21 protein-coding genes are annotated in these 22,520 nt (G+C 60.8%); 7 read left to right on the top strand and 14 right to left on the bottom strand.

Annotated features, from left to right (window positions below):
* Positions 1-51 precede the first annotated feature (51 nt).
* Entirely contained in the window at positions 52-864 is an 813-nt protein-coding gene (locus ACTHUY_RS06015; RefSeq protein WP_441678109.1) for a C40 family peptidase, read from the bottom strand.
* A gap of 82 nt (positions 865-946) precedes the next feature.
* Positions 947-1,627, bottom strand: coding sequence for an iron dependent repressor, metal binding and dimerization domain protein (locus ACTHUY_RS06010; protein WP_441678107.1), 681 nt, complete (start codon positions 1,625-1,627; stop codon positions 947-949).
* Positions 1,628-1,704: 77 nt separating this feature from the next.
* Here ACTHUY_RS06010 and serC point away from each other — a divergent pair, with 77 nt between their 5' ends.
* Positions 1,705-2,787 carry a phosphoserine transaminase gene (serC, locus tag ACTHUY_RS06005; protein WP_441678105.1) on the top strand — a complete coding sequence of 361 codons (1,083 nt, stop codon included), beginning with the start codon at positions 1,705-1,707 and terminating at the stop codon, positions 2,785-2,787.
* Here serC and ACTHUY_RS06000 read toward each other — a convergent pair.
* The 6 genes from ACTHUY_RS06000 to ACTHUY_RS05975 form a co-directional block, all read right to left on the bottom strand.
* Positions 2,738-4,147 carry an MFS transporter gene (locus tag ACTHUY_RS06000; RefSeq protein WP_126704610.1) on the bottom strand — a complete coding sequence of 470 codons (1,410 nt, stop codon included), beginning with the start codon at positions 4,145-4,147 and terminating at the stop codon, positions 2,738-2,740. The genes serC and ACTHUY_RS06000 overlap by 50 nt on opposite strands.
* Positions 4,144-4,554, bottom strand: a complete 411-nt coding sequence (locus ACTHUY_RS05995) for a MarR family winged helix-turn-helix transcriptional regulator (RefSeq protein ID WP_441678102.1) — start codon at positions 4,552-4,554, stop codon at positions 4,144-4,146. The genes ACTHUY_RS06000 and ACTHUY_RS05995 overlap by 4 nt, the downstream gene beginning before the upstream one ends.
* 278 nt (positions 4,555-4,832) lie before the next feature.
* Positions 4,833-6,281, bottom strand: a complete 1,449-nt coding sequence (locus ACTHUY_RS05990; protein ID WP_441678100.1) for an NCS2 family permease — start codon at positions 6,279-6,281, stop codon at positions 4,833-4,835.
* 72 nt (positions 6,282-6,353) lie between these two features.
* Positions 6,354-7,574: a mannose-6-phosphate isomerase, class I gene (manA, locus tag ACTHUY_RS05985; RefSeq protein WP_441678098.1), complete on the bottom strand. Its 1,221-nt coding sequence runs from the start codon at positions 7,572-7,574 to the stop codon at positions 6,354-6,356.
* Positions 7,574-8,341: a DUF3027 domain-containing protein gene (locus ACTHUY_RS05980; RefSeq protein WP_441678096.1), complete on the bottom strand. Its 768-nt coding sequence runs from the start codon at positions 8,339-8,341 to the stop codon at positions 7,574-7,576. Before ACTHUY_RS05980 ends, manA begins: the two co-directional genes overlap by 1 nt.
* Positions 8,338-8,712: a cold-shock protein gene (locus tag ACTHUY_RS05975; RefSeq protein ID WP_441654400.1), complete on the bottom strand. Its 375-nt coding sequence runs from the start codon at positions 8,710-8,712 to the stop codon at positions 8,338-8,340. The genes ACTHUY_RS05980 and ACTHUY_RS05975 overlap by 4 nt, the downstream gene beginning before the upstream one ends.
* Before the next feature lie 253 nt (positions 8,713-8,965).
* On the opposite strand from ACTHUY_RS05975, the gene ACTHUY_RS05970 reads away from it, so the two are divergent.
* The 4 genes from ACTHUY_RS05970 (at position 8,966) to ACTHUY_RS05955 (ending at position 14,412) form a co-directional block, all read left to right on the top strand.
* A complete protein-coding gene (locus ACTHUY_RS05970) occupies positions 8,966-10,831 on the top strand; it encodes a TPM domain-containing protein (RefSeq protein ID WP_441678094.1) in 1,866 nt (621 codons plus the stop codon).
* Between the two features lie 100 nt (positions 10,832-10,931).
* On the top strand, positions 10,932-11,690 hold the full coding sequence (locus tag ACTHUY_RS05965; protein WP_441654402.1) for a PspA/IM30 family protein: 759 nt from the start codon (positions 10,932-10,934) through the stop codon (positions 11,688-11,690).
* A 527-nt stretch (positions 11,691-12,217) separates the two neighbouring features.
* Positions 12,218-12,922, top strand: coding sequence for a response regulator transcription factor (locus tag ACTHUY_RS05960; RefSeq protein WP_441654403.1), 705 nt, complete (start codon positions 12,218-12,220; stop codon positions 12,920-12,922).
* Positions 12,923-13,005: 83 nt separating this feature from the next.
* Positions 13,006-14,412 carry a sensor histidine kinase gene (locus ACTHUY_RS05955; RefSeq protein WP_441654404.1) on the top strand — a complete coding sequence of 469 codons (1,407 nt, stop codon included), beginning with the start codon at positions 13,006-13,008 and terminating at the stop codon, positions 14,410-14,412.
* A gap of 144 nt (positions 14,413-14,556) precedes the next feature.
* On the opposite strand, the gene ACTHUY_RS05950 is transcribed toward ACTHUY_RS05955, so the two are convergent.
* The gene (locus ACTHUY_RS05950) at positions 14,557-15,306 is read right to left on the bottom strand and encodes a lysophospholipid acyltransferase family protein (RefSeq protein WP_441654405.1); all 750 of its coding nucleotides are present in this window, start codon (positions 15,304-15,306) and stop codon (positions 14,557-14,559) included.
* Positions 15,303-16,094: an SDR family NAD(P)-dependent oxidoreductase gene (locus ACTHUY_RS05945; RefSeq protein WP_441654406.1), complete on the bottom strand. Its 792-nt coding sequence runs from the start codon at positions 16,092-16,094 to the stop codon at positions 15,303-15,305. The genes ACTHUY_RS05950 and ACTHUY_RS05945 overlap by 4 nt, the downstream gene beginning before the upstream one ends.
* Positions 16,095-16,225: 131 nt before the next feature.
* Between ACTHUY_RS05945 and ACTHUY_RS05940 the strand changes: the two genes are divergently transcribed.
* Positions 16,226-17,623, top strand: coding sequence for a hypothetical protein (locus tag ACTHUY_RS05940; protein WP_441678092.1), 1,398 nt, complete (start codon positions 16,226-16,228; stop codon positions 17,621-17,623).
* 238 nt (positions 17,624-17,861) lie between these two features.
* Here the strand turns inward: ACTHUY_RS05940 and groL are convergent, their stop codons facing one another.
* The 3 genes from groL to ACTHUY_RS05925 form a co-directional block, all read right to left on the bottom strand.
* On the bottom strand, positions 17,862-19,484 hold the full coding sequence (gene groL / locus ACTHUY_RS05935; RefSeq protein ID WP_441654408.1) for a chaperonin GroEL: 1,623 nt from the start codon (positions 19,482-19,484) through the stop codon (positions 17,862-17,864).
* Positions 19,485-19,675: 191 nt separating this feature from the next.
* Positions 19,676-20,356, bottom strand: a complete 681-nt coding sequence (locus tag ACTHUY_RS05930) for a LytR C-terminal domain-containing protein (RefSeq protein WP_441654409.1) — start codon at positions 20,354-20,356, stop codon at positions 19,676-19,678.
* 18 nt (positions 20,357-20,374) lie between these two features.
* Entirely contained in the window at positions 20,375-20,620 is a 246-nt protein-coding gene (locus ACTHUY_RS05925; RefSeq protein WP_441654410.1) for a DUF3263 domain-containing protein, read from the bottom strand.
* Positions 20,621-20,865: 245 nt separating this feature from the next.
* Here ACTHUY_RS05925 and ACTHUY_RS05920 point away from each other — a divergent pair, with 245 nt between their 5' ends.
* Positions 20,866-21,540, top strand: a complete 675-nt coding sequence (locus ACTHUY_RS05920; RefSeq protein WP_441654411.1) for a uracil-DNA glycosylase — start codon at positions 20,866-20,868, stop codon at positions 21,538-21,540.
* A 238-nt stretch (positions 21,541-21,778) separates the two neighbouring features.
* On the opposite strand, the gene ACTHUY_RS05915 is transcribed toward ACTHUY_RS05920, so the two are convergent.
* On the bottom strand, positions 21,779-22,453 hold the full coding sequence (locus ACTHUY_RS05915; RefSeq protein WP_441654412.1) for a helix-turn-helix transcriptional regulator: 675 nt from the start codon (positions 22,451-22,453) through the stop codon (positions 21,779-21,781).
* Positions 22,454-22,520: the final 67 nt, after the last annotated feature.

The following is a 22,520-nucleotide window of genomic DNA, read 5'->3' as shown; positions in this document are numbered from 1 at the left end:
CGAGGAGCCGGGCTCCTCGGGATCTTTCTAAGTTATGTACCGCTATTGGTGTTAGCCAGCGACGCGAATGTAGACGGGGCTACCGTAAACCGGGCCCTCGTAGGTTCCCGAGGAGGGGTTACGTGCCGCGATGTGCATGCCGTTGCCGGTGTAGATACCGACGTGGCCGGGCCACCAGACGAGGTCGCCGGGCTGCGCCTGCGAAGCGGAGACCTGGTAGCCAGCGTAACGCTGGGCGGACGAGCTACGCGGAAGCGAAATGCCGGCCTGAGCGAAAACGTAGGAGGTGAAGCCGGAGCAGTCCCAACCGGACGGGGTCGTTCCACCGTAGACGTAGGGGACGCCGGAGTACTGGCGGGCGATTCCCACGATCGTGGAACCGTAGCCGGTTGCAGCGGGAGCGGCCTGGACCGGCTCGGGCTCGGGCTCAGGAGCTGCCTCCTGGACCGTAGCGGCCTGCGTTGTCGTGGTGGTTGCCGCGGGAGCCTGGGTGGTCGCAGCATCCTCGGTCGTGGTCTCGGCGGCAGGAGTTGCCTCGACTACCGGGGTTTCCTCAACGACGGGCTCGGGCTCGACGACCGGCTCGGGCTCGACGACCGGCTCGGGGGCCTCGGTGGACGTGACGTTGATCGAAGCGAGCTCGACAGCTGCGTCTTCCGGAAGTTCAACATCGATGACGGCGGGAACCTCAACAACCTCAGCGTCCAGGGCGAGCGGCGCCGGGGCAGCGTCCTCCTCGGAGGCGGGGGCAGCAACGGCGGCGGTGGCAGTCATACCAAGTGCTGCGGATGTGGCAGCGGCGGCTACGGCGTGCGAGCGACGCACCTTGGGAGCCGCGTGACGGCCTGCAGTTCGTTTTGACATGTCTCTCCTGGAATCTCAGTCCTTACAAACAAGAGAATAACGGAAGATAACGAATGTGTCACGAAGAATTACAGACTGTGACTTAAGCGTCAATAAAGAGCTGCTTCCCAACGACCGGGGCGAGGTTGTTAATCGTCCCCTCAGCACCCTTGACCGTCAGCCCGTTCTCAGTGTTTTCAACGGTAATCTCGGCCCCTGGCACGATTCCTGCCTCGTGGAAGGAGGCAAGAAGTTCAACGTCGACCTGGAGCGGCTCTGCGATGCGTCGGAGTGTCGCCGTGATATTTTCCGTGAGCGTCAGGGATGCGAGTGCAACCAGACCGGACTCCTCCGCACCCAGTTCGGCGGGCCCTTCCACCATGGACGGGATGGGGTTCCCGTACGGGTCGTAGCTAACGTCGCCGAGGACGGCTTCCAACTGCTTGGCGACACGGTCGGACATGACGTGCTCCCACCGGCACGCTTCCTCGTGCACGTACTGCCAGTCCATGCCGATAACGTCGGTGAGGAGGCGCTCGGCGAGGCGGTGCTTGCGCATCACCTCGGTGGCCTTGCGGCGGCCCTCGGTGGTGAGCTGGAGCTGACGGCTGGAGCTGACGGTCAGCAGACCGTCACGGGAGAGACGGTTCACCGTCTCGGAGACGGTCGGTCCCGAGTGCTCAAGGCGCTCGGCGATGCGGGCACGAAGGGGTGGGATGCCCTCTTCTTCAAGCTCGTAGACCGTTTTCAAGTACATTTCACCGGTGTCGATAAGATCAGCCACTACGCCTCCTGCTAGGTTCGTGTCCATTTTATCTGGACAGCCGTTACAAAGTTTGTGAAGTTTGCGAAGATCAACTCATGATGATTCCACGTGAGCTTCTTCCCCGCGACGGTCGTTTCGGTTCGGGACCTTCCCGGATCCCATCATCTCACTTGAGCTTAGACCCGACGTGGATGGGAACGTCACATCGCAAGTCGCCTGTGAAGAATGTCGTCGGTTCCATTCGAGAAGGACTCAACGAGCTTTTCGCTCTTCCTGAAGGATACGAGATTGCGCTGGGGAATGGTGGGGCATCGCTTCTTTGGGATGCTATTCCCTTTTGCCTTGTCGAGCAGAAGGCAAAGGCCACAACGTTTGGCCAGTTCTCCACGAAGGCCGCGGAGGCCCTCCACAAGAACCCGTTTGTTGATTCCCCGATTGTCACTCAGATCGAGCCCGGTAGCGCGGCGCTACCCGAGGAGGAGCCGGGGATCGACTCCTATCTGTACCCGCACAACGAGACCTCGACCGGAGCTATGCTCCCCGTGAAGCGAATCGGGCCGGAGTCGGCACTGACGATCGTTGATGGAACATCATCGGCGGGCGGCGTTATGTACGACCCGGCCGAGGCCGATGTCTACTACTTCTCTCCCCAGAAGTGCTTTGCTTCCGACGGTGGGCTCTGGTTTGCGATCCTCTCCCCCGCTGCACTGGAGCGCATGGAGAGGTTGACATCGGAACGCTGGGTTCCCGACATCTTGAACATTCAGCTGGCTCTCGACAATTCGCAGAAGAACCAGACCCTCAACACACCCGCCCTTGCCACACTGCACCTCCTGGATACACAACTGAGGTGGATGCTGGAGCAGGGCGGCCTGGAAGCCATGGACAAGAGGACGAAGGAATCATCCAGCCTCGTCTACGAATGGGCTGCGAATACCGACTGGGCCCATCCCTTTATTGAGGAGCAGTTCCGCTCCCAGGTTGTTGCCACCATCGATATTGACCTGCCGGCTGACGAGCTCAGCACGACCTGCCGCGAGTCCGGGATTGTCGACATCGACGGCTACCGTGGCCTCGGCCGCAATCAGCTGAGAATCGCGACCTTCCCGGCCACGGAGCCGGACGAAGTTAGGGCTCTTCTGGACTCGCTGTCCTGGGTGGGACAGCAACAGCGCTAGAACCCAGCGCCGCCATCTCCTGCGTAGTGGCGTCCAGAGTGCGTTCCTTCTTCCTACGCTGCTGCTTCTCTGCCTCGGCCGCTTCGCGGCGGGCAGCGTGCTCAGCGGGACCGATGATCGTGACGTGCGGGGTCTGCCTCAGGTTGTATTCGAACTTCACATCCCAGTGCTTGCGCGCCCAGAACAGCGCGCCAACCGAAACAACCAGCGCAGCAAGGGCACCGACGCCGATTCCCCAGCGGGGATCGATGTGCTCGGAGATCCAGCCAACAATCGGGGCGCCGATCGGGGTCGAACCCATGAGGACCACCTGGTAAAGGGCCATCACTCGGCCCCTGATCGCGGGATCAACCGATGTCTGGATCGCCATATTCGCCGACGTGAGCAGAGTGAGCGTGGAGTAGCCGACGAGGATACAGCTGATCGCGTAGGCCCAGTAGGTCGGCATCATGGCGTTAACGCCGGCGGCAACGCCAAATCCGAAGGCCGCGATGACGACGAGCCGGACGCGGGATTCGCTTCTCCGCGCCGCCATGAGCGCACCCGTGAGCGATCCGATCGCCATGATCGATCCCAGGAGACCATATTCGCCCGCTTCCTTATTGAAGACCTCGGACGCCATGGTCGCGCTGGTGAGCTGGAAGTTCAGGCCCAGGCAGGAGACAATACCTGCCACAACCATGATGACCACAATGTCGGAACGGTGCCGAACAAAGGAGATTGCCTGCCGGATCTGGCCCTTCTCGCGGGGCTGCGGGGTACTCATATAGAAGTCCTTCGACTTCATGAGCATGAGGCCAAAGAGGGTAGCTCCGAAGGAGATGCCGTTAATGACAAAGACCCAGCCCGTGCCGACAGCGGCAATGAGGAGACCTGCCACCGCGGGACCGAGTAGACGGGCACTGTTGAAGCTTGCGGAGTTCAAGCCGATCGCATTCGTCAGGTACTTGGGCGGAACCAGCTCAGAAACAAACACCTGACGGGGAGGCGTATCGAAGGCCGACACGGTTCCGAGCAGCAACGCGAAGACGTAGACAAGCTCAACGGTCGCATGATCGGTCAGCACAAGAGCACCGAGCCCAACCGCAAGCAATCCCATGAGGGACTGGGTGACGTACATGATTTTCCGCTTGTCGTAGCGGTCAGCCAACACCCCCGCATAGGGCGTCACGAGAAGAAGCGGGAGGAACTGCAGGCCTGTTGTGATGCCGACGGCGAAGCCGTCGTTGTCGGTCAGCTCGGTGAGGACAAGCCAGTCCTGCGCGACGCGCTGCATCCACGTACCCGTGTTAGCAACGATCGCGGTAAAGAACCAGAGCCGATAGTTATAGAACTTGAGTGAGAGAAAAGTACGCTTCACCTGGTCGACATCCCCCTCATGAGCTCAGCCGCTCGGGCGAGAAGGGAGACGTCCTCCTCCTTTAGATCCTTGAAATAGTCATTCACCCATATCGCGCCAGCCGCAGAAGCGTCGGACAGTGCCTGCCTGCCACCCTCCGTCAGGCTCACGTCGACTCTACGCCCATCGCTCTCATCCCTCACCCGCTGAACAAGACCAGAGTGGGTCATACTCGTCACGAGTTTCGACATCGAGGGCGTCGAGACCCTCTCGTGAGCGGCGAGGCCGCTCACGGTCATGGGTCCGCCCGATAGAGCCGCCAGGACACAGTAGCGGGACTCCCCCAGCTCCTCCATCCCCCTCATCACCCGCGACAGGTGAAGAACGGCAACTCTCAGAGATTCTGCGACTTCAGCACGATTAACCACGGTTACTTAGCTTAGCAAACCATTAGCCTGGAAAACCATAGCATATAATGGTCTACTCGATCACAGAGCGCAGAGGTCTCCGACTCTTGTGGAACGAGAGGATTGTGGGACCCCTAGTTCCTGGTGAAATTCCAACATCGGGCTAATCAGCAAGACCATCCGGACCCTACGGCCCACGCTCAAACCGACCATGGCCAATTCCCTGTACACGACGAAGTCGGCCCCCACTCCCCGAAGGGAACGGAGGCCGGCCGAGCTAGCGCTTAAGCGGTTGCGCCCTAGAGCCCGAGTGCGGCCTCGATGGGGCCACGGACGAAGTAGAGAACGAAGAGGACGTCGACGACCCAGAGAAGGGGGTGGACCTTCCTCTTGTCGACGAACGCGAGAATTGTGTAGGCGATGAAGCCCATGCCGATACCGACGGTGATCGAATAGGAGAAGGGCATGAAGACAATCGTCAGGAAGGCGGGGATGCCGACGACGAGGTCCTTCCAGTCAATCTGCGCGACCTGCTGCATCATGAGGAAGCCAACGACGACGAGCGCCGGGGTAGCGGCCTCGTAAGGGATCATTCCGGCAAGCGGAGCCAGGAACGTCGAGAGCAGGAACAGGGTTCCGGTCACGATGCTGGCAAGACCCGAACGTGCACCGTCGGCAACACCGGTGGTCGACTCGATGTAGGCCGTGTTGGACGAGACGCCGCCAACACCGCCGGCAACCGCACCGAGGGAGTCGATGGCGAGGATCTGACGCATCTTCGGCGGGTTGCCTTCTTTATCGAGCAACTTCGCCTCGGAGCCCACGGCAACCATGGTGCCCATGGTGTCGAAGAAGTCAGCAAGCATAAGGGAGAAGACGAGAACAAGAACCGCGATAACGGAGATCTTCTCGAAGGGGCCGGTGATGGAGAAAGCACCCAGGGTCGAGAACTCGGGAACCGAGACCGGTGAGCCCTCGAGCGAAGGAACGGTCAGGCCCCAGCCGGTCGGGTTGGAGCCATCGTTACCCTTCGGGCCAAGGTTAAGGATTGCCTCGGCAATGATCGCAGTAGCGGTCGCAATCACAATGCCGATGAGGATGGCGCCGCGAACCTTCTTGACCATGAGAACAATGATCGAGATAAGGCCGAGGATGAAGACGGCCAGCGGCCATGAAGCAATCGAACCATTGATACCCAGGTCGAGGGGCGTACCCGTTCCGGTACGGATGATGCCGGCGTTGTACAGGCCAACGAGGGCGATAAAGAGGCCGATACCGACGGAGATCGCGGTTTTCAGGAAGCCCGGGACCGCCCGGAAGATTGCTTCTCGCAATCCCGTCATGACGAGCACGAGGATGAGAATACCCTCGAGAACGACGATGCCCATGGCATCCGCCCACGTCATGCCCGGGAGGGAGACAACGGTGTAGGCGAGCATCGCGTTGAGGCCAAGGCCCGCTGCCATTGCCATCGGGAAGTTGGCGACGGCTCCCATGAGAATCGACATAACACCTGCAATGAGTGCGGTACCGGCGGCAATTGCCGCGACGTTAGCACCCTCGGTGCCGCCACCAAGGTAGTGGCCGGTCGAGTCTTGGGTCGAAAGGATAATCGGGTTGAGCACAAGAATGTAGCTCATGGCGAAGAACGTGACGAGCCCTCCGCGGAGCTCCTGTCCTACAGTCGTTCCCCGCTCGGAGAGCTTGAAAGTGCGATCAAGTAATTCGTTCACTCCACCGATATTCATCGAGTTTCAGCCCTAAGGAAATGCTCGTCTCACTACTCGACACAGAAACTCGACCGCCTGGTGAGACGGGATCTAGGGAACGTTCGCCTGGACGAGGACGCCCACCCCTTGGACCTGCAGGTTTCCTTCATCCGCCCGAACGAAGGCGCTCTCCCCGAGGTTCAATGTGATTCTCTGCTCGTTCGTCGAAACTTCGATTGCGCCACTCAGCGCAAGGAGGATTCTGGGGCCCCTGCCGGGGAGCTGGTAGCGGAAGTTCGAGTCCCTCAGCTCCGTGACCGACAGCTCAAAGTCGTCAACCGGGGCGTAGAAAGTTCTTGTGCCTTCCGTGATGCGCTCCGGGGCGATGCGGATCGGAGGGGCCGCCACGTAGTCGACGGTGGCAAGGAGCTCGGGAACATCGATGTGCTTTGCGGTCAGTCCCGCACGCAGGACATTGTCGGAGTTCGCCATGATCTCTATGCCGGTCCCCGCCATGTACGCGTGCACCGTTCCCGCGGGAACAAAGAGGGCCTCGCCAGGCTGGAGTGTGACGGGGTTAAGGAGGAGCGAGGCAACAACCCCCGGGTCACCCGGGTAGTGGTCTGCCAGGTGGATGGCGATGCGGTCGGCTCGCATAGACGGAGAGGTGCCCGCATCGAGCCGCGCCCGACATCCCTCGACGAGGTCGCCAACGGCCTCGGGGCTGGGCTTCGTCTCGTTGCTCAGCAGATACTCGAAGCAGCGCCTAATCCCAACGGGAGAGAGGTCCTCCTTGAGGAAACCGAGGAGGGTCTCCGCAATTGTGCATTCCAGCCCCGACACCACGTCTGCGACGCGGCGCGGCGCACGGAAGCCGGCAACGGCCTCAAACTTTGTGAGCGCAAGAAGCAGTTCGGGCTTATGGTTGCGGTCGAAATAGTTCCGATTGGGGTCGGTGATCGCAACGCCGTCACTGTCCTCATCCTCATAGCGCCGCTCGGCCTGCTCGCGGGAGGGATGGACTTGAAGTGAGAGTGGCTTGGCGGGAGCGATGAGTTTCAGAAGGTAGGGCAGAACCGTGCCACCACCGGGAATTGCGGTCCCCAGGCAACCTTTCGGGTCTTCATCGATGTAGGTGAGGAGGTCGCGGTCCGCGGCTCCTCCGGTTGGGTTATAAACGGACCCGCCCGTTAGCAGGGCCGGGCCTGACTGGTGCGCGCCGAGCCAGATCTCAGCCACAGGTGTCGGGCTCTCCCCCATGTCAAACAGGGCGGGTATCGCGGTTGTCGAGCCCCAGGCGTAGTCCTTGACCGCTCCGCGCAGCCTTTCCATCAGTGCGCGCTTTCGACGATCTCGATATCCGTCTCGTTAACGACCGGTTCCGTCTGAACCCAGAGACGTTTCTCCCGTGGAGCATCCGTCTCGGAGTGTGCGCCGCAGCCGTGGTCAAGCGAAACAACCTTGCCGTCGTCGGGCGACCATTCGTTGGCGCAGACGCCAAAGAGGCTCCGGGCCGAGCCCGCCATAAGCATCATGAAGGCACAGGTCGAACAGTTGGCCTTCGCCGCACGCGTGGACGCCGTGTTCGGGCCCCGGTCGGAGTTGTACCACCGGTTGTACGCTTCCTTCCGACCCTCGATCGACAAGACCCGAGCACGCCCCAGTCCCATCTCGAACTCTTCGAGTTGGTCGGCATCTTCCGTCGTGTCTTCAAAGCCCTCGACAAGACGCGAATCATCGGCGCGGTAGGGAAGGGCCTCCGTCCCGGAAACGTCTTTCGGCTCGAGCCGATCCGCCCACGGCACCCAGTCGGGTGCCATAAGGGCATCGGGGCCGGGCTTGAGCGACAGCTCATTGATCGTAACCTTCCGCGAGCGCGAGGCCCTCGCGAGCGTCACGGCCCAGAACCAGCCGACGTAGCCCGGGAGCTCACATGCGAAAGCGTGGGTTAGTACCCGCTCCGCATCGAGGACCACTCCGCGGTGCTCGCCGATCGAGTCGGCTGTCGTGATCTCCAGGAGGGCTTCTCGCGCAGTATCAACAGCCTGCGCGAGAGTCTTCTCCTTTGTCACGTTCTTAACGGGTTGCAAACGACTCATACGTCAAACTCACTTGCCAGTGTTCGGAGGGCCTGGGCAATCCTCGGACCACCATCGGGGTAGCGGCCTCGGCGTAGCTGGCCGGAGGCCGAATCAAGAATCTTAATGAGGTCCTCAATGATCGGGACCATGTCTTCGGGCTTGCGGCGGTTTGCTTTAGCGAGCGAAACCGGCGCTTCCTTGACCTCTACGGACAGCGCGTGCAGGCCTCTGCGGCCTTCTGCAACGGAGTACTCGACAGAGGCGCCCTTCCGGGGGCGCACGCCGAAAGGCAGGACCGATTCGGGGAAATAGACATCGCGTCCATCGTCGCCTGTGATGTAGCCAAAGCCCTTGTCGTGGCTAAAGAACTTTACCTTGCCTGTTGGCACGACAGCTCCTTCTGTTCCGAGTCCTTCTGTTTTGAGAGATACCGTTCCAGTCTACCGCCTATGTCCCAGACCGGAGCCTTCCGTGTTAGCCGGTTGCGAAACAGCGCGGAATGACACGTTCTCCAAGGTGCCGCAGGCCACAAACCCGGTAAGATGACACCAGCCCACTCGCCCGCACCGACGAACGGATACCGCAATGGCTGTTGCCGCGCGGTTTACAACCCGACGTTGCCCCAACCGATAGGCCCAGCCAATGCTTGTCTTCCTTCCCTCCGATGATCCGTTCCGCCCCACGGACCTGCTGTCTGATCCGCACGGGGTCGTTTCGGATCCCGGGGCCGCCGAGGATGCCCTGTACGAGTTGGCGGACGCGAGCGGGGATGAGCTGTACGTCGTGTTCGTTGAGGACTTTGGCAATCTGGGCCCGAGTGAATGGGCTGCGCAAACATCAAATGCTGTCATCGACGACGGCGACGCCCTTATCGCTATTGCCACGGAAACGACCGAGGTCGGCTACTGGGCTCTCGAAGAGGACGTGTCCGAGAATGTTGAAGCAGCGATCATCACGTCCCGCCCGGATTTGCGGGACGGCGACTGGAATGCGGCGATCGAGACGATAACCTCCGAGCTCAGCTCGGAGGGCGACGGCCTGACCGGGGGCGGAGAAGGCTCCAGCCTTCTCCCGCTTGTTATTGGCCTCGTCGTCATTGTCGCCGCCATCATTGGCTTTGCCGCCTACCGGAAGTCGAAGATGAAAAAGACGAAGGCGCAGAAGGAAGCAGAGTCCCTCGATCAGCTGGGTAAGCGCGCCGCCAGCGCCCTCATTGAAGCCGATGATGGCGTGCGCGAATCCGCTGCTGAGCTGGAGTTCGCGAAGGCCGAGTTCGGTCTTCAGGCAACCGTCCAGTTCGATGAGGCGCTCGCCCTGGCGCGCAAGGAAGTATCGGAGGCGTTCGAGTTCCGCAAGAAGCTGGACGACAACATCCCGGATACTCCGCAGGAGCAGCGCCAGTACTACACGGGCATACTCGAGCACACGTCCCGGGCCCGCGAGGCCATTGCCGCACAGGAAAAGGAGTTCGCCAAACTCCGCGATCTCAACGCTCGCGTGCACGAGATCCTTGCCAATCTGGAGATCAGGGTCTCCGAAATTGGCCCTCAGATCCCATCGGCGCAAGCCCAGATCGACAACCTGGGGTACAAGTTCCCACCGGCAGCACTGCAGACGCTCCGTACCTACCCGGAGCAGATTTCGGCCCTTATTGCTTCTGCTCGCGAGGCCATCGCGAAGGGTAAGGAGCAGGTCGCGGCCGATAGGCGCAATCAGGCCACCGTGTTCGCACGAATCGCTGAAGACAACGTCCAGCAGGCGGCAACACTTCTCGATGAGATCTCGAACGCCGAGGAAACGTTAACGAATGCGAAGAAGGCCCTCCGAGAAGGCATCTCCTCCCTGTCGTCCGACGTGGCGGACGCTAAGCGGCTCGGAAAGGGCGATAAGACCATTGAGTCCCGCCGCGTCGAGGCCGAGCGCGCCCTGTCATACGCGATGGGACCGGACGCCGATCCGATCCTCGCTCTCAACAAGCTGGAGGAAGCGGAAACAGCTATCGACGCTTCCCTGGTCGGTGTGCGCGAGGATGAGGAGAACCGGAAGCGCATCCGCGCCGGTGTAGAGAAGGCAAAGGCATCGGCCGAAAATCATATCAACGGTGCGGACTCACTCATTAACGCCAATCGCTCTGTCGTTGGTTCTTCCGCACGCACCTCGCTATCCACGGCAATGTCTACCCTGGCGCGGGCCGAGCGCGAAAAGGACATGAACGAACAGCTCAAGCTGTACCGCGATGCTGGCCACTTTGCCCAGCAGGCACGGTCCCAGGCGCAGCGCGACATCGACAACCGCACCTACCCGGGGGACATGTGGGGCGGAGGCGGTCGGCGCAGAGGCGGCGGCATGGACGGCATGCTGACTGGCATGATTCTCGGCTCGATCTTCTCCGGCGGTAGCGGCCGCGGCGGCGGATTCTCCTCAGGCTCCTTCGGCGGAGGCGGCTTCGGCGGCTTCGGCGGAGGTGGCGGCGGCGGAGGCGGCTTCGGAGGAGGCATCGACTTCTAAGACTGGGTACCACTCCCCGCCCTTTGTCCTTTTCCCTTCTACCGTCCACTGCCAACACTAGATTTGTTCCCAAGCATCGATAACCAACGAAAGGTTCACCATGGCTGAAAAGCAGTCCATCCTTGGCCGTATTGGCCAGCTTGCCCGCGCCAACATCAACGCTCTCCTCGATCGCGCTGAGGATCCGCAGAAGATGCTGGATCAGCTCGTCCGCGACTACACGAACTCGATCTCGGAGGCCGAGGACGCCATCGCAGTCACGATCGGTAACCTCCGTCTCGCAGAGGCCGATCATGCTGAGGATCTCAAGGAAGCAGAGGACTGGGGCCGCAAGGCTATCGCAGCCTCCGACCGTGCCGAGCACTTCCGTGGCGCCGGCGACGATGCGAACGCACAGAAGTTTGACGACCTTGCGAAGGTTGCTATCTCCAAGCAGATCGCTGCCGAGTCCGAAGCTAAGTCCGCCGAGCCGATGATCGAGTCGCAGAACGAGGTCGTTGACCAGCTCAAGGACGGCCTACAGACGATGCACCAGAAGCTGGACCAGCTGAAGAGCAAGCGTGATTCGCTCGTTGCTCGCCAGAAGTCCGCCCACGCCCAGGCTCAGGTCCAGGAGTCGATGGCTTCCATCAACGTTCTCGACCCCACGTCGGAGATCTCCCGCTACGAGGAGCAGATCCGGCGCGAAGAGGCAGTCGTAGCTGGCCGTACAGAGCTCCAGAGCTCCTCGATCGCCGACCAGTTCGCCGAGCTCGAGGACGCTTCGAAGAACATCGAGATCGAAGCCCGCCTCGCAGCCCTCAAGGGCGGCAACAAGGAGAAGCCGGCCATCGAATCAGGCGACACCACGATCTACTAGGCACTCCCGGAGACCTCGGGCCTAAGAGTCTCCACAGCGGGACAGCCGCTAGCATCGGGAGGGGATCCGCGCGCGGGTCCCCTCCTCTAGTCAAATCTTCTATTCAGACCTTTAGTCAAATCTTCTATTCGCACCTCTTAATGAAGGATTCCCCGAATCATTCGGTCAGATCCTCCTCCCACCCGACCCTCCGCCTCCAACCCACCCCGCCGCCTCCTAACTGACCCTCCGCAGTTAACTTTTCTTCTACCCGGGCCGCAGTCAATTTCTTGCCCTGCTCGGTGACTCTCTCGTCACATCTCGAAGACAAGGGAAGGACGTGGGATTCGTGTGCAGAGGGCTACTCGAATATTGGACTGAGTCCGAGATTCCTGTCATGGTGCGGTTTTTGGATGGTGACGTTTCGCAGAGGCTGCTTGAGACTTGGTGATGCTGGCCTGGTAGCCGGTTGTGGGAGTATCCGGTTTCCTGGAAATTTCGTTTTGTTTCCCAGACAACTTTCAGCCAACGTCAAGATAATGGAATGCATGAGTGCAGAAGCAAAGATCCTTGTAGTTGATGACGAGCCGTCGATCCGCGAGCTCCTCAGTGCATCACTGACCTTCGCGGGCTTCGAGGTCCGCATGGCAGCCGATGGTCACGAGGCGATCTCCCAGGTCTCTTTCGTTCACCCCGACCTGGTGGTCCTCGACATCATGCTTCCGGACTCGGATGGCTTCGAAGTGCTGAAGAAGCTGCGCGAACACGAGCCCGGTTTGCCGGTGCTGTTCCTTACCGCAAAGGACGATCTTCAGGATAAGGTCCGCGGCCTGTCCGTGGGCGGCGACGACTACGTGACGAAGCCCTTCTCCCTGGAAGAGGTTGTTGCTCGCATCCGCGCGATCCTCCGCCGCACGAATGACGAGCGGGAAGAGGGCAACATTGTGTATGGCGATCTTGTTCTCAACGAGGACTCCTACGAGGTGCACCGTGCTGGCGTAAACGTGGAGCTGTCCCCCACCGAGTTCAAGCTCCTGCGCTACCTGATGATTAACGCTGAACGGGTTGTTTCGAAGGAACAGATCATCGACCATGTGTGGGACTACAACTGGAACGGTGAGATTTCCATCGTCGAGTCCTACATTTCCTACCTGCGCCGCAAGATCGATTCTTCGGAGGCTCTCGGTGTTGAAGTAACTCCGCTGATTCATACGAAGCGTGCCATCGGATACGTGCTGCGCGAACAGAAGTAGTTTTGCGTAACGAACGAAGTCTGACCGGGCGGCTTGTCGCCCTTTACGTCCTCGTGCTCACCGTGGCACTGGGGGCGGTGTTTATGAGCACCATGACGGTCATGAGCCAAGTTCTCATGAACCAGGTCGACTCCGATCTCAAATCTTCCGGCGCCACCATTGCCCAACAGACATTCAATGCCCTGGCGGGTACGAATGTTCAGGTCGTCCCATCGCCGTATTACATTTACGTTCAGAACGCGGCCGGGGCCGACTGGCAGTACATGTCGCCATCCATGCAGGAACGGTACGGCACCCCGGAGGATGTCACGGTCGTTTTCGATGGTCCACCATCAAACCCGATAACAATCCCGGGCACGCTCGACAATTCGACATGGCGCGCCATATACCTGCCGACCGTTTCGGAGCAGTTCCCGGCCGTCGCGATTGCCTTCCCGCTCAACAACGTTGAGCACACGAAGACGCAGATGATGCTCATTCTGCTTCTCATCGCCACCTGCGTCGTAGCCCTCGGTGCCCTAATTTCTTACTTCATTGTTCAGCACGCTTTGAAGCCCCTGCGAATCATTGAACATACCACCAAGCAGATTACCCAGGGCGACCTTTCCAAGCGCGTCCCCACGGAAAACATGGGCATCGAAGTCGGCCACCTCGCCGGTTCCATCAACATCATGCTCGGCCAAATCGAGGCCGCCATGACTGCCCGGGAACGGTCCGAGAACAAGATGAGGCAATTCGTTTCCGATGCTTCTCATGAGCTCCGCACACCGCTCGCATCCGTGCGCGGTTACGCAGAGCTGTACCGCATGGGAGGGATCGGCCCCGACAAGGTCGGCCAGGCCATGGACCGGATCGAATCCGAGGCCAGGCGCATGGGAGGGCTCGTTGAAGATCTCCTCATGCTTGCTCGCCTCGACGAGTCCCGCCCCCTCAACATTGCGCCCGCCAACATCACCGATCTTGCCCAGAGCGCCATTCTTGACTTCAGGGCCCGCTCCTCAGACTATCCGGTCGAGGTCATCGGCCTGTTCGCGGACGAACCGGAAGATGTCATAGCCCTCGTTGACCGGGACAAGATCACCCAGGTGGTCTCAAACCTCCTCACCAACATTCTGCAGCACACCCCGAAGGGCACGCGGGTCGATATAGCCGTTGGCACGGAACAGGTCAGGGCAGTTACCGGGATGGTCACCATGGCTGTCATTGAGGTCCGGGACCACGGTCCGGGTATTCCTCCCGAGAACCGCGAGAAAGTCTTCGAACGCTTCTACCGCGTCGACACCTCGCGTTCCCGAGCTTCCGGTGGTTCCGGCCTTGGCCTCGCCATCGTCTCCTCGATCGCCGCAGCCCACAACGGCTCCGCTAACATTTCGGAAACCCCGGGTGGCGGCACCACCGTTTCGCTCAATATCCCGATCCTCCAGAGGAACGACCACGCAGGCACGTACGTGTCCCCATCCTCTCCAACCAGTGAGGACCTCGAGAAGTAGCCTGCCCAACCCGGTCGCTACCCGACTGATCCAGCAGTAGTCGATAAGCCCGAGGGCGAGCATATGGCGCCATGCCACGTGCTCGCCCTCGTTGGTTCAGGCTTTTTCTTCTGTGCTTCAGAGCACGTCAGGGAAACGAGTCCGTTAGGCGGCGTCCTGGTCAATGTCTTCGCCGGAGTGAGGGTGTCCGGTTGCCTTCATGGCCGCGACGCAAGCACGGATGCGGGCGTTGTACTCTTCGACCGTCTCCCCGTCTTCTGCCAACATCGGGCTACCGAGAACCAGCTTGGCGCGGGGACGACCCAGCTTCGGCCACACGGCACCGACCGGCATAGCATCGTGCCCACCAATAAGTGCGACGGGGACGATCGGGACACTAATCTTCTGGGAGAGTGCGGCGGCGCCGGCCTTGAACTCACCCATCCGACCATCGCGGCTACGGGTGCCTTCGGGGAAGATCAGGATCGGGATTCCCGCTCTCAGCAGGCGGCCTGTCATGCCGGCGGCGGGGCTCGGGCCTTCCTGCTCCCGAAGGCCACGTCCGGTCGCTGTCTTCACCTTGCCCTTTCGTTCGATCGGGTAGGTGTTGAAGAACAGTGCCGTCAGCTTCGAAATGATGCGACGGCGATAGAAGTAATCGGCGGCCGCACCGGTGGCAAGCCTGTCAGTCATGTGCGAGGGAAGCAACGTGAACATCATCGGAGCATCGAGGTGGCTCGAATGGTTACCGACAACAATGTAGGCGCCTTCGAGTTCCGCCACGGACTCCTGGCCCTCGGTGGAGGTCGACAGGACCGTCGTGATCAGCGGGCGTGCAATGGTGCGGCGAATAAACCGCCTGACCGCCCGGTGTGATGATGACGTGTACTGATTAAGGGGATGGAGCTTGCTCACTGACGCCCCTTGTTGATCTTCTGAACAACGGCCCGCACGGCTCCCTGCGGCCCCCGTTCGGCAAGGAAGCCAATGACCTTGAAACGCTTCGAGGGGATCGACATGACCTTGCCCTTTTCTGTGTCCTCAAGGCATTCGCGCACGACGCGCTCCGGTTCCAGCCACAGGAAGTCGGGAATGTTCGAGGTCTTCACACCGGTGCGCTGATGGAATTCGGTGCGGACCCAGCCCGGCATAAAGGTCGTCACGTGAACGCCGTGAGCACGGAGCTGAAGGTAGAGCGCCTCGGAGTAGGTCTTCACCCAGGACTTGATGGCAGAGTACCCACCCATGGGAACCAGGCCCGAGATCGAAGCGGTGTTGATGATTGTTCCGCTTCCCCGTTGCTTCATGGCACGGCACGCTGCCGCACCCAGTTCGAGAACGGCCCACAACATGACCTCAATGGCTTTGCGGTGCGGCTCCAGGTTGTCGGTGACGAGTGGCTCGTACAGTCCCGCACCGGCGTTGTTCACGAAAACGTTGACCGGTGATTCATCATCCAGGAGGCGGTCCGCAACGGAGGAGCGGCCTTCGGGGGTTCCCAGGTCTGCGGCAATAACCTCAACGGTTACTCCGTGGCGCCACTCGAACTGCTTGGCGGTGCGTTCGAGGCGATCCTGTTCGCGTGCGACCAGGACGAGGTTCAGGCCACGCTCGGCAAGCTGCCTGGCAAACTCCAACCCAATCCCGGACGTTCCACCCGTGATGAGGGCTCGCCCTGCAAGGGGGTGCGTGCTCTTGGCCATGTGCCTGAACCTTCCTACTAGTACATCACTAAGGGTAGTGCACGCCGGGACCTCACGGGACCTCCGCCGGTCGAAAACTACCCCGAATGAGTCTAGACTTCCGGTGACCGTAGAAAGGCATCGACCCACGTATGGACTATCCCCAGTGGCTTCTCCCCACCTTTATCAGGAGTGCCCGCGCCGCGGGCGCAACCGCGCCCGATGAGGAGATTACGGATGCCGCGGAACGCCTGATCACGCGCTGGAACCACAAAGATCGTCACCACCACGACCTTCACCACCTTACCGACGTCCTCTCACGCGTCACCGCCCTAGCGCCGGAAACCCACAGTCCCGATCTTGTGAGGCTCGCCGCCTACTATCACGGCTGCGTGTTCTCCACGGCCGAGAAGGATGCCTACACCCGCAACGGCGGCGAGAACGAGGTCGAATCGGCACGCGTAGCGCGCGCCGAACTTGCCGAACTCGGCATCGAAGAGAAAAAGGTCGACCGGATCGCCGATCTCATTACCGGCATGAAAAAGCAGCCGAGGGAGGAAGACCCGTGCGTGTCGACTACGCTGAGCACGGTCGACATCGACAAGCTTGCTCTCCGCGATGCTCATCTCGGTTCCCTTGCCGCAGGCCCCCAAAAGTACGCCAAGTACCTGGAGGCTGTTCGCGAAGAATACGCACACATTCCCGCCCAATCATTCCTGGAGGCACGACGGGAGATCGTCAAACGACTGCTGGCACGCAAACAGATCTTTGTGTCACCGCTTGGCAGGCAGTGGGAATCTCAGGCGCGGGAGAACCTATCGGCCGAACTTGATCGGCTAAAAGTGAAGCTTGCAGAGCTTCAGAATATTCAAATCCCAGCGGAAACCGAGCCACCAAGCGAGTGGCAGCATCCCGGTTTACCAAACGTCACTAGCGACAGCGTTGCCAATCCCGAAACAGAGACCGAAGCCAGTCCGCTCACTCCCGAGGAATATGCGCAGAAGCGAGCTGAGAATCCTTTGGTTCCCACCGATCGGCCCTCGGAGCTGGAGGTCCTTCCCTCCTCACAGGATGACTTGTTGCCCCGCACCCTGTCGCAGGGGGCCGTGAGGGAACCCGAAGTTGTCCGTTCCTCGCTAGAGGACATGCCCGATGAGGCGGAGCCCGGATCTCCCCCTAGAAAGCTCACCCCGGCCGAACGGAAGAAGGCCGAACGGGACGATATTGCGAAACGAATGCAGGAGAGGCTGGCCCGCAGGCAGGCAGGACTTCCCGAAGCCACGAGTGCGCCCACCCCCGCGGACACGTCTCAAGCAGAATCTGGTCACTCCACGGCCGCTCGTTCTAAACCGGTTAAAACTGACGCCCCTCGGACCAAGCATACTGAGCGTAGTGGCTCCGCCAATCTCGCCCAACCTCCGGCACCTAGCTCTCTGACGGCCGCCACCCCTGACTGGGTTGACGAGGAACCGGCCACCGCGGCCACGCCCGACGAGGATGACAATAACGGGGACGGACGGGCTGGCTTTGAACGGGAACCAGCCTACTAGTGCCGCTTCACCGCAGTCGGGCACGGCCACTGCATTCGCAGGTCGGGAAATACCGCCATGCAAAAAGGAAATATCGGCATAAAAATCCCGCCGAACATTCGCAGCCGTCCCTTGCGAGTTTTACTCGCAGATACGCCGGGGGCTGTTGGATATGACTGGAAGCTTTCAGACATAACTGAAGGAGGGGAACACCGCGTCTGGTGCTCCCCTCCTTCAGTTAGCCGTTGGCTGGGCGTTTTTAGTACATGCCGCCCATGTCGTCAGCGCCGGGGGCTGCCGGGGCTGCGGGCTCCGGCTTGTCAGCGACGACGGCCTCGGTCGTGAGGAAGAGGCTCGCGATCGAAGCAGCGTTCTGCAGGGCAGAGCGGGTTACCTTAACCGGGTCGTTAACACCGGCCTGGAGGAGGTCCTCGTAGACGCCGGTGGCGGCGTTGAAGCCGACACCCTTCTCAGCGTTGGCAACCTTCTCAACAACAACGCCGCCCTCGAGGCCTGCGTTCTCAGCGATCTGCTTGAGCGGAGCCGCAACGGAGGAAGCGACGATTGCAGCGCCGGTTGCCTCATCGCCCTCGAGGGAAAGGCCGTCGATGACGTCCTTGGCAGCCTGGATGAGTGCGACACCGCCGCCGGGGACGATGCCCTCTTCGACGGCAGCCTTAGCGTTGCGGACTGCATCCTCAATGCGGTGCTTGCGCTCCTTGAGCTCCACCTCGGTGGCTGCGCCAGCCTTGATGACGGCGACGCCGCCAGCAAGCTTGGCGAGGCGCTCCTGAAGCTTCTCGCGGTCGTAGTCGGAGGTCGAGTTCTCGATCTCGCCCTTGATCTGGGCAACGCGGCCGTCAATGGCGTCCTTGGTGCCTGCACCCTCGACGATGGTGGTCTCGTCCTTGGTCATGACGACCTTGCGGGCCTGGCCGAGGAGGTCGAGATCAGCGTTCTCAAGCTTGAGGCCGACGGTCTCGGAAATGACCTGGCCACCGGTGAGGATAGCCATGTCCTGGAGCATTGCCTTGCGGCGGTCGCCGAAGCCAGGTGCCTTTACGGCAGCGGACTTGAAGGTGCCGCGAATCTTGTTGACGACGAGGGTTGCGAGAGCTTCGCCCTCGATGTCCTCGGAGATGATGACGAGGGGCTTGCTGGTCTGCATAACCTTCTCGAGCAGCGGCAGAAGATCCTTGACGTTCGAGATCTTCGACTCGACGAGCAGGACGTAGGCATCCTCGAGGACAACTTCCTGGCGCTCAGCGTCGGTCACGAAGTACGGGGAGAGGTAGCCCTTGTCGAAGCGCATACCCTCGGTGAGCTCAAGGTCAAGGCCGAAGGTGTTCGACTCCTCAACGGTGACGACACCCTCCTTGCCGACCTTGTCGAGAGCCTCGGCAATCAGCTCGCCGATTGCGGGGTCGCCAGCCGAGATCGCTGCGGTAGCGGAGATCTGCTCCTTGGTCTCGATCTCCGTGGCATCAGCCAGGAGACGCTCGGTGATGGCCTCGACGGCAACATCGATGCCGCGCTTGAGTCCGATCGGGTTCGCGCCAGCGGCGACGTTGCGGAGGCCCTCGCGGACGAGTGCCTGGGCAAGAACGGTTGCGGTGGTGGTGCCGTCGCCAGCCACGTCATCCGTCTTCTTGGCAACTTCCTTGACGAGCTCGGCGCCGATGCGCTCGTAGGGATCCTCGAGCTCAATTTCCTTGGCGATCGAAACGCCATCGTTGGTGATCGTGGGTGCGCCCCACTTCTTGTCGAGGACGACGTTGCGTCCCTTGGGGCCAAGCGTCACCTTGACGGTGTCGGCCAGGGTGTTGAGGCCGCGCTCCATGGCGCGACGAGCATCCTCATTGAAAGCAATGGTTTTAGCCATAGCGTGATATTCCTCCACGTGGTGGTCGGCCAACGCCCGCGACGGACGGTCAGGAGGCAACGGACTTTCCGAAACCCACCTGGCCTCATCGGCCGAAATCTGTCACTCTCGCATGGAGAGTGCTAACTAGATTTTGGCACTCTCACCCGTCGAGTGCAAGACGGGGAAAAAGATCACGCTACCAGCGGACGTCAGCGAATGTAGATGACGATGTCCGACGCCCCCGTCATTCCAGCGTTCTCCGCCCAGAAGTCGATCACCAGGTTCTGCGCGACGTTCTGTCCTGTGGCGTACAGCTCATTTGAGGCGAAGTAGATGGCATCGTTTGCTGGTGTCGCACCCGCGTAGTCCTGGACCGTGATGTTCGTATATCCGGCCGTCCGCAGAGTGCTCTCTGCCTCGGCCGCGCCGCCCGGGACTCCCGTGCCGTTGTAGAGCAGAACGCTGGAGTCGTAGCTGACGCCGGGAACGGGAGCGAGAGTCTCAATGTCTTCGCTCGGCTCCTCGGAGGCATCGTCCGTCGGATCTGCCGTCTCAGTATCGTCGGTTGGGTCGGCCGGATCGGTGCCGTTATCGGTTTCGTCACCCGAGGGGTCAGCAGTGCCCTCAGCATCGCCAGATCCACCATCCGCCGCATCATCGGATTCACCGGCTTCGGATTCTTCGTCCGACTCGTCTGCGGCGATGAAGGGGTTGGTCATGCCGTCCTGGCTCATGAGCTCGACAACGCCCCACCCGAGTGCGGGGGCGATGATCAGAACAGCGAGGAAGGGAATGAGGACTCTGAGTGGGGAGCGCTTCTTCCGATGCGCTCCCCTGAGGGTCCGAGCTTCAGCGAGCTCGTCGAATTCGTCCTTTGGATACTGCTCCACGCGGCTAACTTTAGCCGCTTATGACGATTGTTGCGTATGTGCACCGCCGCGTTCATCGGTTCGGGCTTCTCGAAGCCTTCTGAGTCGGCCCACGGTGACGGGACGAGAGTAGATTGCTTCCGGGTTGTCGAGCAGCAGATTGAGGCGAATGTAGTACTTCGTTGTCGACCATCCGAGCTCGCGCCGAATGGCTTCGGCCTTCGTCGAATAGTTCTTCTGCCAGCCGTCCTCGAGTTCCAGAACCGCCAGGTCTTCATCACTCAAACTCGTTCCGCTTTCCGCCACTCTCTCCCTTTCAACACGCCTGTCACCTGCAGTGGTCCACCGAAATCGTCAAATAGCAGTCACTGCGCGCCTCGGCTCAGCACCGATTGCGATGATCGTTTCATCGTAGCGTCCACACCTGCACAAGGTGAGATTCGGGTGCCCAACTCACTCTGGATCATTCCAGGGTTGCATAGATCTCTGGTAGGAGCCTGCCGCTTCCCCACCTGCAGTAGCCTGGTGGCATGGTGAAACCGCTCCGCGAACTTGTCGCATCCGATTGGGCCGACGCTCTTGCTCCCGTCGAGGATGAGATTCACGCCATGGGTGATTTTCTGCGCGAAGAGGTCGCAGTAGGCCAGAGCTATCTCCCGCACGGCGATCTGGTCCTCCGAGCATTCACGAGGCCAATGGCGGAGGTGCGGATTCTGATTGTTGGCCAGGACCCCTACCCAACCCCCGGCCACGCCGTTGGCCTGTCGTTTTCGGTTGAGCGCGAAGTCCGGCCGCTCCCCCGGTCGCTGACCAATATCTATAAGGAACTCGAGGCCGATCTTGGGATTCCGCCCGCCGCAACGGGCGACCTGACATCGTGGCAGAACGCGGGCGTCATGCTTCTCAACAGGGTTCTAACAGTCCGTCCGGGTGCCGCAGCTTCCCACCGCGGTAAGGGATGGGAAGCGATCACGTCACACGCAATCATCCAACTGGCTGAACGTGGCGGTCCGCTCGTCGCAATCCTGTGGGGCAAGCAGGCACAGGAGCTCACTCCCCTTCTTGGGGATACACCGATCATCGCTTCCCCGCACCCTTCCCCACTTTCAGCCTCCCGGGGTTTCTTCGGCTCACGGCCATTCAGCCGAGCAAATGCTCTCCTCGAAGAGCAGGGTGCCGACCCCGTCGACTGGCGGGTGCTTTAGTTCCGGGAGCGGTGGCCAGCGAGGGCGTTAACGCGGGGCCTGTCGGCTGGCAAGCGCTCCCGACACGGGCTTTAAGAGCGAGTCCTTTGGCAACTCGGGAAAAAATTTTCCGACAATTAGTGCCGCCCGCTAGGCGAATATCTCTGGTACCTGCATTGAATGTGATGCTGGTACCGACAACCGGGTTCGCCGGAATTCGGCCCACATTGTTAATGCTGGCCGGTTGGTCGGTCAGTCGTTACGGGTTGACCGTGAGCCTGCACGCGTTGGGCTCGGCAAATGGTTCGACAAAGGCCTTGGCATCGGGTGCCTCTCTATTGAGGACTTCGTCGAGCATGCCCTGGTGAATTTCGCAGAGCCCCTTTGGGACGGCCTGGCCGGTGGACAGGAGCGGGCACTGAGTAAGCCCCATGCAACCCTGGTTTGAGTCAATCATTTGAGGGGCGAAACCCATGTCCGCCATCAACGACGTCACGCCCTCAACGGCGCCATCGGATCCGTCGTAGACGCTGCTCGCGGCAATATCCTCACCCCAGGTTCTGCCCCAGCGGTACCCATCAGCCTGAGCCGTATCATCGGGGAATGCCTTGAGCGCAGCGGTAATGAGTCCAACGAGGTGACGTGCGGGTGCGCCGCGTGCGCCAGCATTGGTCCGGTAAACCTTGCGCGGGCGGCCACGGCCCTTGCTGGGAACGGTCGTGGCAGAAACCAGCCCGCTCTCTTCCAACACGGCGAGGTGCTCGCGGATGGTGTTGGGGTGGGATTCGAGGGCTTCGGCAAGCTCAACAACGGTCACAGACCGTGCCATCTCGACAAGCGTGTCAAGGAGTCGCCGCTGCTGACGGGTCAACGGAGTTGCCTGGTTGAGCGCTTCAGCCATGGGGCGCGGGCCCCGGCTGTGAACGATCGCCATGATACTCTCCCTCATAATAGTCACGGATGTTTCCTGACAATACCACGCAATTCCGTAGAATCATCCG

This window comes from Flaviflexus sp., from assembly GCF_052087705.1.
GTDB lineage: Bacteria > Actinomycetota > Actinomycetes > Actinomycetales > Actinomycetaceae > Flaviflexus > Flaviflexus ciconiae.
Note: the sequence above shows the minus strand (reverse complement) of the source record. Positions and strands in the feature narration are given on the sequence as shown.